This window comes from Solicola agrisoli (genome assembly GCF_049059935.1).
Classification (GTDB): domain Bacteria; phylum Actinomycetota; class Actinomycetes; order Propionibacteriales; family Nocardioidaceae; genus JAURVT01.
The window spans coordinates 33,911-46,590 of the sequence record NZ_JBMGQR010000002.1 but is presented as its reverse complement, the minus strand read 5'-3'; the positions used below and the strand labels follow the sequence as shown (position 1 = coordinate 46,590).

Below are 12,680 nucleotides of genomic sequence, written 5' to 3'. Positions count from 1 at the left end.
CGATGACGACGGCCCCGGAGGACCAGGGACCCGACGACGACGCAGGCGCGCGCCCCGACCCGGCGCTCCAGATCGCCGAGCTGAATGATTCGTGGCGACGTACCGCTGCCGAGCTGGACAACGTCCGCAAGCGGTGCGCCCGAGACGTGGTCCTCGCCCGCGAGCAGGAGCGTGCCGCAGTGGCGGCCGGCTGGCTGCCGGTCCTGGACAACCTGGAGCGCGCGCTCGAGCACGCGTCGTCCGATCCCACCTCGGTGGCCGAGGGCATCCGCGCCGTGGTCGAGCAGGGCGTCAGCGTCCTGGCGGAGCTCGGCTACCCGCGTCGCGAGGACGTCGGTCGGGCCTTCGACCCCGCCGTCCACGAGGCCGTCAGCACCGTGGTGGGCGAGGGTTCGGTGCCCGGCACCGTGGCCCAGGTCGTGCGGGCCGGGTACGGATCCGATGACAGGCTCCTGCGTCCGGCCGCTGTCGTGGTGGCCACCAGGGCGTCCTGATGGCCAAGAACTTCTACGACGTCCTCGGGGTCTCGCGCGACGCCGATCCGGCGGACGTCCAACGGGCCTACCGGAGGTTGGCGCGCCAGAACCACCCGGACGTCAACAAGCAGACCGGCGCCGAGGAGCGGTTCAAGGACGTCGCCGAGGCCTACGACGTGCTCTCGGATCCCGAGCAGCGTCGCCGCTACGACGCGTTCGGCGAGGACTTCCGCCGAGTGCCTCCTGATACCGATCCGGCCGCGTGGCGTCAGACCCAGGCGTACGCCGGTGCCGGTGCCCGCGGCCGCGGGTCGCCGAGCTCGGCCCCGCCGGGCGGTTTCGGCGACGGGGTGGACATCGAGGACCTGCTGCAGGGGATGTTCGGGAGTCGCAGCCGAGGTGGCTGGGGGCCGGGCCCGGTGCCTGGTTCGGACCACGAGCTCGAGGTGGAGGTGTCGGTCGAGGAGGCCTACCACGGCGCCGAGCGCAGTCTCTCGGTCGACGGCGCGGACGGTCCCCGCACCATCGATGTCACCATCCCGGCCGGCGTGGTCGACGGTCAACGAATCCGCCTTCGTGGCCAAGGTGGCCCCGGCAGCGGGTCGGCGGCAGCTGGAGACCTCTTCCTGGTCGTCCGCATCGCCGACCACGCGCGTTACCGGGTGGAGGGTCGCGATCTGCACGTGATCCTGCCCGTCGCTGCCTGGGAGGCCGCCCTCGGTGCGTCCGTGTCCGTCGACACTCCCGCCGGGGCGGCCACGGTCACGGTTCCGGCCGGCTCCTCGAGCCACCGTCGGCTACGGCTCAAGGGCCGAGGACTTTCTCACCGGCGGGGGAGGCCGGGAGACTTCTACGCCGAGCTGCAGGTCCGCCTACCCGGGGCTCCCAGCGACGAGGAGCGGCGGCTCTTCGAGGAGCTCGCGACCGTGTCGGGCTTCGACGCGAGGAGCGGGCGATGACCGCGACCTCCCGCTTCGCCCTCGCTCGACCTCACCGGCTCAGCCTGGACAGCTACGCGCACCTCACCGGCGTGCACCCCGAGCTCGTGCGCCGCTTGGTCGCCCTCGGGCTGTTGGACGCCACCCGTGACGGGGACGGCCACTGGTGGTTCACCCCCTCCCAGGTGAAGGAGATGGCCAGGATCCAGCGGCTTCGGACCAGCCTGAACCTCGGCTACTGCGCCATCGGGCTGGTCGTCGAGCTGCTCGACAGGATCGCGGAGCTCGAGAGAGCACAACGACGCTCGTCACGACCAGGAGGCGCTCCATGGACATGAACAGACTGACCCAGAAGTCGCAGGAGGCTCTGCACGACGCCCAGACCAAGGCGCTGCGGTTCGGCCACACCGAGGTGGACGGGGAGCACCTGCTGGTGGCGCTGCTCGACCAGGCAGAGGGGTTGGTCACGCCCCTGCTCGCCCGGGCCGGGGTCGAGCCGGACCGGCTGCGCGAGGAGCTCGAGGTCGAGCTCGGTCGACGACCGCGGGTCAGCGGGCCGGGTGTGACGCCGGGGCAGGTGCACCTCACCCAGCGGCTGTCGCGGCTGCTCGACGTGGCCGAGCGCGAGGCCCGCAGGCTCAAGGACGAGTACGTCTCGGTCGAACACCTCGTGATCGCCCTGGTGGAGGAGGGCTCCGGCTCGGCGGCCGGCCGTGTCCTCCGCGCCCAGGGGCTGACCCGGGACGTCTTCCTGGCAGCCCTGACCGAGGTGCGGGGCCACCAGCGGGTGACCTCGGCGACTCCCGAGGGGACCTACGAGGCGCTGGCGAAGTACGGCCGCGACCTCGTCGTCGCGGCGACGTCGGGCAGGCTCGAGCCTGTCATCGGCCGCGACTCCGAGATCCGACGCACCGTCCAGATCCTGTCGCGCAAGTCGAAGAACAACCCGGTGCTCATCGGTGAGCCCGGGGTCGGCAAGACGGCGATCGTCGAGGGCCTCGCCCAGCGGATCGCCGACGGTGACGTGCCCGAAGGACTGCGGGACAAGACCGTGTTCGCCCTGGACATGGGAGCGCTGATCGCCGGGGCGAAGTACCGCGGGGAGTTCGAGGAGAGGCTGAAGGCAGTGCTCAACGAGGTGCAGAGCGCTGAGGGCCGCATCCTGCTGTTCGTCGACGAGCTGCACACCGTGGTCGGTGCCGGCGCCGGCGAGGGTGCGATGGATGCCGGCAACATGCTCAAGCCCCTGCTCGCTCGCGGCGAGCTGCACATGATCGGCGCGACCACCCTGGACGAGTACCGCACGCACATCGAGAAGGACGCGGCGCTGGAGCGCCGGTTCCAGCCGGTCCTGGTCGGTGAGCCCGACGAGGAAGACGCGCTCTCGATCCTGCGTGGGCTCCGGGAGCGGCTCGAGGTCTTCCACGGCGTGAAGATCCACGACGGTGCCCTGGTGGCAGCGGTGACCTTGAGCCACCGCTACATCTCCGACCGGTTCCTGCCCGACAAGGCCATCGACCTGGTCGACGAGGCGTGCGCGATGCTGCGCACCGAGATCGACTCGATGCCGGCCGAGCTCGACGAGCTCTCCCGACGCGTGACCCGGCTGGAGATCGAGGACGCGGCACTCGCCCAAGAGGACGACGCCGCGAGCAAGGCCCGCCTGGAGGAGCTGCGCAGGGAGCTCGCCGACGCGCGGGCCGAGGCCGACGCCCTGCGAGCGCAGTGGGAGGCCGAGCGGTCGGCGCTTCGCGAGGTCCAGTCCCTGCGCGAGGAGCTGGAGCAGGTACGGCTGGAGAGCGAGCGGGCCGAGCGCGAGTACGACCTCAACCGCGCGGCGTCCCTGCGCCACGGCCAGCTGCCGGGGATCCAGCGTCGGCTGGAGGCGGCCGAGTCCCGGCTCGTCGGCAAGCAGGGCGGTCGCCGCCTGCTCCGCGAGGTCGTGACCGCCGACGAGATCGCCGACATCGTCGCGCGCTGGACCGGCATCCCGGTCACGCGCCTGCAGGAGGGGGAGCGCGAGAAGCTCCTCCGCCTCGACGAGGTGCTCCACGAGCGTGTCATCGGACAGGACGAGGCGGTCCAGCTGGTGGCCGACGCCGTCGTCCGCGCCCGCTCAGGCATCAAGAACCCGCAGCGACCGATCGGGTCGTTCATCTTCCTGGGGCCCACCGGCGTCGGAAAGACGGAGCTGGCCAAGACGCTGGCTGGTGCCCTGTTCGACACCGAGGAGAACCTGGTCCGGATCGACATGAGCGAGTACCAGGAGCGGCACACCGTCAGCCGCCTGGTCGGAGCACCGCCCGGTTACGTCGGCTACGAGGAGGGGGGGCAGCTCACCGAGGCGGTACGTCGCAAGCCGTACTCGGTGGTCCTGCTCGACGAGATCGAGAAGGCCCACGTCGACGTCTTCAACACCTTGCTGCAGGTGCTCGACGACGGCCGGTTGACCGACTCGCACGGCCGCACGGTCGACTTCCGCAACACCGTGCTGATCATGACCTCGAACATCGGCTCGGACCACCTCCTCGAGGGGGTCACCGCCGATGGCGAGGTCAAGGAGGACGCGCGCTCGATGGTGATGCGGACCTTGCGGGCGCACTTCCGCCCGGAGTTCCTCAACCGGGTCGACGAGATCGTGATGTTCAAGCCCCTGACGCTCGCCGAGATCGAGCGGATCGTCGACCTCCAGTTCACCGAGCTGCGCGAACGGCTGGCCCGGATGCGGATCACCTTGGACGTCACGGCCGCTGCGCGTCGCTACATCGCCGACCAGGGCTTCGACCCGGCGTACGGCGCCCGCCCGTTGCGCCGGCTCATCGCCCGGGAGGTCGAGACCGCGGTCGGGCGTGCGCTGCTGCGTGGCGACGCGGCCGACGGGGGCGGCATCTCGGTCGATGTCACCGACCAGGAGATCGTCGTGACCGCGACCGGGGCCCCGACCGAGGGGAGAGCAGTCGCATGATCGCGAGAACCATCAGGTCGACGAAGGTCGAGTGCAGCAGCTGCGGAGCCAAGAACCGGGTGCCGGCGGTCGCCGAGGGCGCACCGCGCTGCGGGAGGTGCGGCACGGCGCTGCGCTGGGTGGTGGACGCGAACGACGAGGACTTCCACGCGGTCGCCGACGAGTCGAGCCTGCCCGTGCTGGTCGACGTGTGGGCTCCGTGGTGCGGCCCCTGCCGGATGGTGAGCCCCGCCCTGGAGAAGCTGGCCGGTGAGCTTGCCGGCCGCCTCAAGCTGGTCAAGGTCGACGCCGACCGCAGCTCCGAGGTGAGCCGGCGGTTCGAGGTCCAGTCGATCCCGACGTTGGTCCTCCTGGACCGCGGTCGGGTGGTCGACACGCGGATCGGCGCCCTGCCGGAACCCCAGCTGGTCAGCTGGCTCGAGTCGAAACTGCCCAGGAGGTTGCCATGACCACCGACCTGCACCTGGCCCTCGTCCGGCCCGTACCTGCGCCGGAGCGGCTCGTCTGCCCCGAGTGCGTGCGGCTGGGGACCCCGTGGGTGCACCTGCGCCAGTGCCTGACCTGCGGCCAGGCCGGCTGCTGCGACTCCTCGCCGATGCGGCACGCGCGGGCGCACGCCGCTGAGACGGGTCACGTCGTCGTGCGTTCCCTCGAGCCGGGGGAGAACTGGAGATGGTGCTATGTCGACGAGCAGTTCGTCTGAGCTCGAGAGTCTCCCCGAGACGCCGGACACGATCGGCGCGTACCCCCGGCTCACCGACGAGCAGGCCATGCTGCTCACGCAGCACGGCGACCGGAAGCGCCTGACCAAGGACACCATGCTGTTCTGTGCGGGAGATCGCGGTTGCAGCTTGTTCGTCGTGCTGGAGGGCATGGTGCGCGTCGTCGACGAGGGCGGGCCCGGGGGAGATCAGCGCGTGCTCGCCGTTCACGGTCCCGGCCGCTTCGTGGGCGACCTCTCGATCCTGACCGGCCAGGCGGCTTACGTCACCGCCGTGGCCCAGACCGATGCCGAGGTGCTGGAGGTGTCCTACGACCGGCTCAAGGCGGCGGTCAACCACGACCAGGCGCTGGGAGACCTGATCCTGCGAGCCTTCATCGCGCGCCGCACGCTGCACGTCGACCTCGGAGCCGGCCTCCGGATCATCGGCTCGCGGTACTCGGCGAGCACCCGCGTGCTGAGGGACTTCGCGAGCCGCAACCGCATCCCGTACCGCTGGGAAGACCTGGAGGAGGATCCCGAGGCTGAGGCGACCCTGCACGCCTTCGACATTCCTCCCGATCAGACTCCCGTCGTGATCTGGAAGGGACGGACCGTCCTGCGCAATCCCAGCACCGCCGAGCTGGCGGACCTTCTCGGGTTGCGGGTGGCCCCGAGCCGGGCGGCCTACGACCTGGTCGTGGTGGGCGCTGGGCCCGGCGGTCTGGCAGCGGCCGTTTACGCCGCCTCCGAGGGACTCTCGACGGTCGTCCTGGACGCGCTGGCCACCGGCGGTCAGGCGGCCACGTCGTCCCAGATCGAGAACTACCTCGGCTTTCCGGCCGGCATCGCGGGGGCCGAGCTGGCCGACCGTGCGGTGGTGCAGGCCCGGAAGTTCGGCGCTCTGTTCACCATCCCCGGCGAGGCGGTCTCGCTGTCCCAATCAGACGGCTACCACGTGGTGGGGCTGGCGGAGGGAGACGCGGTCGTCGCGCACGCCGTGCTCGTCGCCACGGGGGTGCGCTACCGGCGCTTGGAGGTCCCCGGCAACGATCGCCACGAGGGCAGCAGCGTCTACTACGCCGCCACGGAGCTCGAAGCCCGGCTGTGCCGCCTGGCCCCGGTCACCGTGGTGGGCGGCGGGAACTCGGCCGGCCAAGCGGCCTGCTTCCTGGCTCGCCGGTCGCCGGTGGTCAACCTGGTCATCCGGCACGACGACCTGCGGCGGGACATGTCGCGGTACCTGGCCGACCGGGTCGAGCAGTCGTCGCGGATCAGGGTCTGGCGCGACAGCGAGGTCTGCGCGCTGGACGGCCAGAACGGGCTCGAGGAGGTGGTGGTGCGGCACCTCCCGTCGAACGAGGAGCACCGCGTCGCGACGACAGCGTTGTTCGTGATGATCGGGGCGGCCCCCCGCACGAGCTGGCTCCAGGGCGCGATCCCCGTGGACGCGAAGGGGTTCATCCTCACCGGGCCTGCGGAGTGCGGCTCCGAGGGCATGTTCGAGACCCGCCGCCCGGGCGTGTTCGCCGTGGGCGACGTACGCAGCGGTTCGGTCAAGCGCGTCGCCTCTGCCGTCGGCGAGGGATCGGTCGTGATCCGGCAGGTCCACGAGTTCCTGGAGGCCCAGGGGCGCCGGTGAGAAGCCGGCACCCACCGAGAAGACACCGTACGAGTGCGACATGGGCACAGGGCTGGGCGGATCCAGTGCGAAAAGCGGGCTCCCGGAGGAGCCCGCTTTCGCGTTCGTGCAGGTCAGAGGGCTGGTAGGGCCCTCCAGGTCGTCATCTGTCAGATGTCGTAGTAGAGCTCGAACTCGTGCGGGTGCGGACGCAGCTGCACGGGGAGGATCTCGTTCTGGCGCTTGTAGTCGATCCACGTCTCGATCAGGTCGGGCGTGAAGACGTCGCCGGCCGTCAGGAACTCGTGGTCGGCCTCGAGGGAGTCCATCACCGCGTTGAGCGACGTGGGCACCTGGTCGACGAGGGCCATCTCGTCCGGCGGCAGCTCGTAGATGTCCTTGTCGATCGGCGTGGGCGGCTCGGTCTTGTTCTTGATGCCGTCCAGGCCGGCGAGCAGCAGCGCCGAGAAGGCGAGGTACGGGTTCGCCGACGGATCGGGGCAGCGGAACTCGATGCGCTTGGCCTTGGGGTTCGCACCGGTGATCGGGATGCGGACGCAGGCCGAGCGGTTGCGCTGGCTGTAGACCAGCGAGACCGGGGCCTCGAAGCCGGGCACCAGGCGGTGGTAGGAGTTCACCGTCGGGTTGGTGAACGCCAGCAGGCTCGGGGCGTGCTTGAGGATGCCGCCGATGTAGTGGCGCGCCATGTCCGACAGGCCCGCGTAGCCGGCCTCGTCGAAGAACAGCGGGACGCCGTCCTTCCAGATCGACTGGTGCACGTGCATGCCCGAGCCGTTGTCGCCGAAGATGGGCTTGGGCATGAAGGTGGCGGTCTTGCCGTTGGCCCAGGCCGTGTTGCGGATGATGTACTTGAACTTCATCACGTCGTCGGCGGCGTTGAGCAGGGTGTTGAAGCGGTAGTTGATCTCCGCCTGGCCCGCCGTGCCGACCTCGTGGTGGGCGCGCTCGACCAGGAGGCCGGCACCCTCGAGGTTGTTGCTCATCTCGCCGCGCAGGTCGGCGAAGTGGTCGGTGGGGGAGACGGGGAAGTAGCCGCCCTTGTAGCGCACCTTGTAGCCGCGGTTGTCGGCGACGGCGCCGGTGTTCCAGGCGCCGGCCGTCGAGTCGATCTCGTAGAAGCCGGTGTTGGCCTCGGTGGCGAAGCGGACGTTGTCGAAGACGTAGAACTCGGCCTCGGGGGCGAAGAACGCGGTGTCGCCGAGCCCGGTGCTGGCGAGGTACGCCTCGGCCTTGCGGGCGATGTTGCGCGGGTCGCGCGAGTAGGCCTCACCGGTGATCGGGTCGTGGATGAAGAAGCTCATCGCGATCGTCTTGTGGATCCGGAAGGTGTCGATGTAGGCCGTCGTCGGGTCCGGGAACAGCGCCATGTCGGACTCGTGGATGGCCTGGAAGCCGCGCACGGACGAGCCGTCGAACATCAGGCCGTCCTCGAACACCTCCGGCCCGAAGGAGGACACCGGCACGCTGAAGTGCTGCTGGATGCCGGGAAGGTCGGTGAAGCGGACGTCGATGAACTCGACGCCCTCGTCCTTGACGTACTTGAAGAAGTCGTCCTGGTTGGCGAACATGGGGCCTCCTCGGCCGGGACGTGCCCGACCGTCTGGGAACGGGTTCGAAGGTGCGGCGCTGCACCGTGGCGACGGAGCGGGGCAGACCCGTCCGCTGGTGAGGTCATCACCCGACAGCGAACCTAGGCAAGGGTCGTGTCGAGGCCATGTCCCCACTGTTTCGCACATGTTACGAGGTCGTCGCCGAGGGGGCGCGGTGGCCGACCCGACCGACGTCGTGGCGCGGCCTACGCTGGAGGGGTGCCCGCACCCGCCGCAGACGACGCCCATGCCTCCTCCAGCGCCCCGGTCGTGGCGAGCTGGCCCCGACGCATCGGCGCCCTGGTCATCGACTGGTTCGTGGCGCTGCTGACCGTCTCGCTGCTCACGGCCACACCGGTCTACGGCGCCCAGCAGTCGAGCTCGTGGTACCCCCTGCTCGCCTTCTGGCTGGAGGTCACCCTGCTGACCGGCCTGCTCGGCTTCAGCGTGGGCAAGCGGCTGCTCGGCGTCGTCGTCGTCGGGCCCGACGGGGCCCCGATCGGCCTGCCGCGCGCGGCGCTGCGCACTCTGCTGGTGTGCCTGGTGGTGCCCGCGTTCGTCACCAACAAGGAGGGCCGCGGCCTGCAGGACGTGCTGACCGAGGCCGTCGTCACGCCGCGGGTGCCGGCGAGGGGCTGAGCCTCAGCGGCCCTGCATCATCTTGCGGGCGCCACGGGCGCTCGTGGGGACGGGGCCCTTGGGCACCGGCGCCTGGGGACGCATCGCGTCGAGCGCCTTGAGCTTGTTGAGCAGCGGCGTCATCTGCGCCGGCGGCAGTGCCTTGGGCAGCTTGCGGACGTGCTTGACGAGCTTGGGCAGCGGCACCTGGCCGTCGCCCGACCCGACGACCACCTCGGTGATCGTGACGTCGCCGGCGATGCGCGCGTGCTTCTTCTTCTCGACCGCGAGCAGGTTGCGGACGCGGTTGGGGTTGCCCTCGGCCACGAGCACGATGCCCGGCTTGCCGACGACGCGGTGCACGACGTCCTGGCTCTTGGTGAACCCGACGGCCGGCTTGACCGACCATCCGCGCTTGAGGATGTTGAGCGCGCCCGCGGCGGCGCCCACCTGCCCCTCGACCTGGCGGTAGGCGGCCTTCTCGGCGCGGCGTCCGAAGACGATCAGCGCGCCCAGGAGGCCGAACATCAGGCCGAGGACGATGCCGAAGATCCAGTGGAACAGCAGCCAGCCCACGACGAACCCGACGGCGCCGACCAGCAGGAAGGTCGCGAGCAGGACCAGGCCGATGAAGCGGTCGTACTGCTTGGTGACGCGGTACGCCTGGCGCAGCTGGCGCAGGCGTCCCTTCGGGGGCTCGTTCGCGGCGGTCGACATGCGCCCAGAGTACGCCGGTCGCCCCCGGCTCATCGAGCCAGGATCAGGACCCCGTGACCAGGGTGGGGGCGGGGGTGTCGAGGTCGATCTCGACACCGCGGGCGGCCATCGCCTGCTGGTACAGGCGCCCGGCGCGGTACGACGAGCGCACCAGCGGGCCCGACATGACGCCCTGGAACCCGATCTGGTCGGCCTCGTCCTTGAGCTCGACGAACTCCTCGGGCTTGACCCACCGCTCGACGGGGTGGTGCCGGGGCGACGGGCGCAGGTACTGGGTGATCGTGATCAGGTCGCAGCCGGCGCCGTGCAGGTCGCGCAGGGCCTGCGAGACCTCCTCGCGGGTCTCGCCCATGCCGAGGATCAGGTTCGACTTGGTCACCAGGCCGAAGTCGCGGGCCTGGGTGATGACGTCGAGGGAGCGCTCGTAGCGGAACGCCGGACGGATCCGCTTGAAGATGCGCGGCACCGTCTCGACGTTGTGCGCGAGCACCTCGGGACGGGACTCGAAGACCTCGGTGAGCAGCTCGGGGATGCCGTTGAAGTCCGGGATCAGGTTCTCCACCCGGATGCCGGGGTTCAGCTCGTGGATCTTGCGGACCGTCTCGGCGTAGAGCCACGCACCGCCGTCGGGCAGGTCGTCGCGGGCGACGCCGGTGATGGTGGCGTAGCGCAGCGCCATCGTGCGGACCGACTCGGCGACGCGCCTGGGCTCGTCGCGGTCGAGGTCCTCGGGCTTGCCGGTGTCGATCTGGCAGAAGTCGCAGCGACGGGTGCACTGCTCGCCACCGATGAGGAAGGTGGCCTCGCGGTCCTCCCAGCACTCGAAGATGTTGGGGCAGCCGGCCTCCTGGCACACCGTGTGCAGGCCCTCGCCCTTCACCAGCGCCTGGAGCTCGGTGTACTGCGGCCCCATCTTGGCCTTGGTCTTGATCCACTCCGGCTTCTTCTCGATCGGCGTCTCGGCGTTGCGGACCTCGAGCCGGAGCAGCTTGCGTCCCTCGGGTGCGATCGTCACTCCGTCAGCCTACGCCGCGATCGGCGTCCACCCACAGGTGGACGCCGGAGGCCTGTGTCACGCCCTACGCTGCACACGTGCTGACCATCGACGAGGGCTGGGACCGCGCCCGTCCGACCCCGCTGCAGCAGCGCAACGACGTGCTCCTCGCCGCCGGCCTGATGGTGTTCGCGCTGTTCTCCACCGAGCTGATGCACAGCGTCCAGTCCGACGTCGACATGGGCTGGCGCGGCATCGGCGGCTACCTGCTCAGCGTGGGTGGCGTCGCCGTCCTGGCCGTGCGCCGTCGCTACCCGGTCGCGGTGCTGGTCGCGTCGTCGGCGTTCTTCTACGTGCTGGGCGAGCAGTCGGCCACGCTGTCGGCGTCGGTCGCGGTGCAGGTCGGCGTGTTCATCGCCTTCTACTCGGCGTGGGCGTGGTCGCGGCACCGCCTGCGGCTCGCGGTCGTCAGCGCGGTCGTCGTGGTCGGCATGTTCGTCTGGGTGGGGGCGCTGCTCGTCACGAACCAGGACATGCCGGAGGCGCCGGCCGACAGCCCCGGGCTGTTCTCGCCGGGCTTCTCGATCGTGGTGATCACGCTGATCATCAACGTCGGCTACTTCTTCGGCGCCATCGCCTGGGGGATCGTGTCGTGGCGCAGCGCGCGTCAGCGCCAGGAGCTGCTCGAGCAGGCCGAGGAGCTGCGGCGCGAGCAGGAGCTCAGCGCGCAGCGGGCCGTCGCCGACGAGAGGCTGCGCATCGCCCGCGACCTGCACGACGTCGTCGCCCACCACGTCAGCGGCATCGGCATCCAGGCCGCCGGCGCGCGCCGACTGCTCGAGCGCGACCCCGACGCGTCCCGCGAGGCCCTCGGCACCATCGAGCGGTCGAGCCGCAGCGCCGTCCAGGAGATGCACCGGCTCGTGTCGCTGCTGCGCACCGACGACGGCGACGACCGCGAGCCCCAGCCGGGGCTCGGCGACCTCGGGACCCTCACCGCCCGGACGGGCGACGCGGGGCTCGAGGTGCGCTACCGCGAGGTGGGTCACCCCTTCGAGGTCCCCTCGACGGTGTCGCTGTCGCTGTACCGCACCGTCCAGGAGGCACTGTCCAACGTGCGCCAGCACTCCACCGCCCGCGGCGCCGACGTGGTGGTGCGCTGGATCGACGGCGACGAGGGCGCCGTCGAGGTCGAGGTGCTCGACGACGGCCGCCCGCGGACGGCGCCGACGTCGGTCCGCCGCGGCGTCGAGGGCGGCTTCGGCCTGCGCGGCATCCGCGAGCGCGCCGCGCTGCACGACGGCTCGCACGAGATCGGGCCCCGTCCGCAGGGCGGGTTCCGGGTACGCGTCCGCGTGCCCGTGAGCGAGGAGCGCGCATGAGCATCGAGGTCCTGCTGGTCGACGACCACGACCTGATCCGCAAGGGGTTCGCGATGATCCTCGCCACCGAGGACGACATCACCGTGGTCGGCGAGGCGGCCGACGGCGACCAGGCCGTCGCCCGCGCCCGCGAGCTGCGGCCCGACGTCATCCTGATGGACGTGCAGATGCCCGGCACGGACGGCATCGCCGCGACGCGCCAGGTGGTCGACGAGCTGGACGCCAAGGTCGTCATCCTCACCACCTTCGACCGCGACGACTACCTGTTCGACTCGCTGCAGGCGGGCGCGAGCGGCTTCCTGCTGAAGAACAGCGAGCCCGAGGAGCTGGTCGCGGCCATCCGACGCGTGGCGGACGGGCACGCGCTGCTCGCGCCGCAGGTGACCCGTCGGGTGATCGAGCGCTACGCCGCCGCGCCGCCGGCCGTCGTCGACGACGCGGCGCTCGCCGACCTCACCGAGCGCGAGCGCGAGGTGCTGGTGCTGATGGCCAGGGGCATGTCGAACGGCGAGATCGCCGAGCACCTGGTGCTCGGCGGCGCCACGATCAAGACCCACGTGTCCCGCGTGCTGGCCAAGACCGGCGCCCGCGACCGCGTCCAGGCCGTCGTGCTGGCCTACGAGACCGGCCTGGTGGGTCCGTCCAGCGACTGATGCCCG

At 70.9% G+C, this 12,680-nt stretch carries 13 protein-coding genes; 10 read left to right on the top strand and 3 right to left on the bottom strand.

Annotated features, from left to right (window positions below; all coding sequences use genetic code 11):
- Nucleotides 1–2 precede the first annotated feature (2 nt).
- The 7 genes from ACI6PP_RS01320 (at nt 3) to ACI6PP_RS01290 (ending at nt 6,721) form a co-directional block, all read left to right on the top strand.
- Entirely contained in the window at nt 3–494 is a 492-nt protein-coding gene (locus ACI6PP_RS01320; RefSeq protein ID WP_421108395.1) for a nucleotide exchange factor GrpE, read from the top strand.
- Nucleotides 494–1,435, top strand: coding sequence for a DnaJ C-terminal domain-containing protein (locus ACI6PP_RS01315; protein WP_421108393.1), 942 nt, complete (start codon nt 494–496; stop codon nt 1,433–1,435). Before ACI6PP_RS01320 ends, ACI6PP_RS01315 begins: the two co-directional genes overlap by 1 nt.
- Complete coding sequence (locus ACI6PP_RS01310) at nt 1,432–1,752, top strand: chaperone modulator CbpM (protein WP_421108392.1); 321 nt, start codon at nt 1,432–1,434, stop codon at nt 1,750–1,752. The genes ACI6PP_RS01315 and ACI6PP_RS01310 overlap by 4 nt, the downstream gene beginning before the upstream one ends.
- Entirely contained in the window at nt 1,743–4,379 is a 2,637-nt protein-coding gene (clpB, locus tag ACI6PP_RS01305; protein WP_421108391.1) for an ATP-dependent chaperone ClpB, read from the top strand. Before ACI6PP_RS01310 ends, clpB begins: the two co-directional genes overlap by 10 nt.
- Nucleotides 4,376–4,828, top strand: a complete 453-nt coding sequence (gene trxA / locus ACI6PP_RS01300) for a thioredoxin (protein WP_421108389.1) — start codon at nt 4,376–4,378, stop codon at nt 4,826–4,828. Before clpB ends, trxA begins: the two co-directional genes overlap by 4 nt.
- Nucleotides 4,825–5,082: a UBP-type zinc finger domain-containing protein gene (locus tag ACI6PP_RS01295; protein WP_421108388.1), complete on the top strand. Its 258-nt coding sequence runs from the start codon at nt 4,825–4,827 to the stop codon at nt 5,080–5,082. The genes trxA and ACI6PP_RS01295 overlap by 4 nt, the downstream gene beginning before the upstream one ends.
- Before the next feature lie 67 nt (nt 5,083–5,149).
- A complete protein-coding gene (locus ACI6PP_RS01290) occupies nt 5,150–6,721 on the top strand; it encodes an FAD-dependent oxidoreductase (RefSeq protein ID WP_421108386.1) in 1,572 nt (523 codons plus the stop codon).
- 149 nt (nt 6,722–6,870) lie between these two features.
- Here ACI6PP_RS01290 and glnA read toward each other — a convergent pair whose 3' ends face one another.
- Nucleotides 6,871–8,289 carry a type I glutamate--ammonia ligase gene (gene glnA / locus ACI6PP_RS01285; protein WP_421108385.1) on the bottom strand — a complete coding sequence of 473 codons (1,419 nt, stop codon included), beginning with the start codon at nt 8,287–8,289 and terminating at the stop codon, nt 6,871–6,873.
- Between the two features lie 240 nt (nt 8,290–8,529).
- On the opposite strand from glnA, the gene ACI6PP_RS01280 reads away from it, so the two are divergent.
- Complete coding sequence (locus ACI6PP_RS01280; RefSeq protein WP_421108383.1) at nt 8,530–8,949, top strand: RDD family protein; 420 nt, start codon at nt 8,530–8,532, stop codon at nt 8,947–8,949.
- A gap of 3 nt (nt 8,950–8,952) precedes the next feature.
- Here the strand turns inward: ACI6PP_RS01280 and ACI6PP_RS01275 are convergent, their stop codons facing one another.
- Together ACI6PP_RS01275 and lipA are read right to left on the bottom strand one after the other, a co-directional pair.
- Entirely contained in the window at nt 8,953–9,645 is a 693-nt protein-coding gene (locus tag ACI6PP_RS01275; RefSeq protein WP_421108381.1) for a DUF4191 domain-containing protein, read from the bottom strand.
- Nucleotides 9,646–9,688: 43 nt separating this feature from the next.
- Nucleotides 9,689–10,660, bottom strand: coding sequence for a lipoyl synthase (lipA, locus tag ACI6PP_RS01270; protein ID WP_421108379.1), 972 nt, complete (start codon nt 10,658–10,660; stop codon nt 9,689–9,691).
- Between the two features lie 77 nt (nt 10,661–10,737).
- On the opposite strand from lipA, the gene ACI6PP_RS01265 reads away from it, so the two are divergent.
- The gene (locus ACI6PP_RS01265) at nt 10,738–12,021 is read left to right on the top strand and encodes a histidine kinase (RefSeq protein ID WP_421108377.1); all 1,284 of its coding nucleotides are present in this window, start codon (nt 10,738–10,740) and stop codon (nt 12,019–12,021) included.
- Between the two features lie 2 nt (nt 12,022–12,023).
- Nucleotides 12,024–12,674: a response regulator gene (locus ACI6PP_RS01260; RefSeq protein WP_476712917.1), complete on the top strand. Its 651-nt coding sequence runs from the start codon at nt 12,024–12,026 to the stop codon at nt 12,672–12,674.
- The last annotated feature ends 6 nt before the right edge of the window (nt 12,675–12,680 follow it).

What these genes read in the sequence shown, in the direction of transcription:
- ACI6PP_RS01320 (WP_421108395.1), top strand. Translation starts at nt 3, where the DNA reads ATGACGACGGCCCCGGAGGACCAGGGACCCGACGACGACGCAGGCGCG.
- ACI6PP_RS01295 (WP_421108388.1), top strand. Translation starts at nt 4,825, where the DNA reads ATGACCACCGACCTGCACCTGGCCCTCGTCCGGCCCGTACCTGCGCCG.
- glnA (WP_421108385.1), bottom strand. Translation starts at nt 8,289, where the DNA reads ATGTTCGCCAACCAGGACGACTTCTTCAAGTACGTCAAGGACGAGGGC.
- trxA (WP_421108389.1), top strand. Translation starts at nt 4,376, where the DNA reads ATGATCGCGAGAACCATCAGGTCGACGAAGGTCGAGTGCAGCAGCTGC.
- ACI6PP_RS01315 (WP_421108393.1), top strand. Translation starts at nt 494, where the DNA reads ATGGCCAAGAACTTCTACGACGTCCTCGGGGTCTCGCGCGACGCCGAT.
- clpB (WP_421108391.1), top strand. Translation starts at nt 1,743, where the DNA reads ATGGACATGAACAGACTGACCCAGAAGTCGCAGGAGGCTCTGCACGAC.
- ACI6PP_RS01290 (WP_421108386.1), top strand. Translation starts at nt 5,150, where the DNA reads ATGCTGCTCACGCAGCACGGCGACCGGAAGCGCCTGACCAAGGACACC.
- ACI6PP_RS01310 (WP_421108392.1), top strand. Translation starts at nt 1,432, where the DNA reads ATGACCGCGACCTCCCGCTTCGCCCTCGCTCGACCTCACCGGCTCAGC.
- ACI6PP_RS01275 (WP_421108381.1), bottom strand. Translation starts at nt 9,645, where the DNA reads ATGTCGACCGCCGCGAACGAGCCCCCGAAGGGACGCCTGCGCCAGCTG.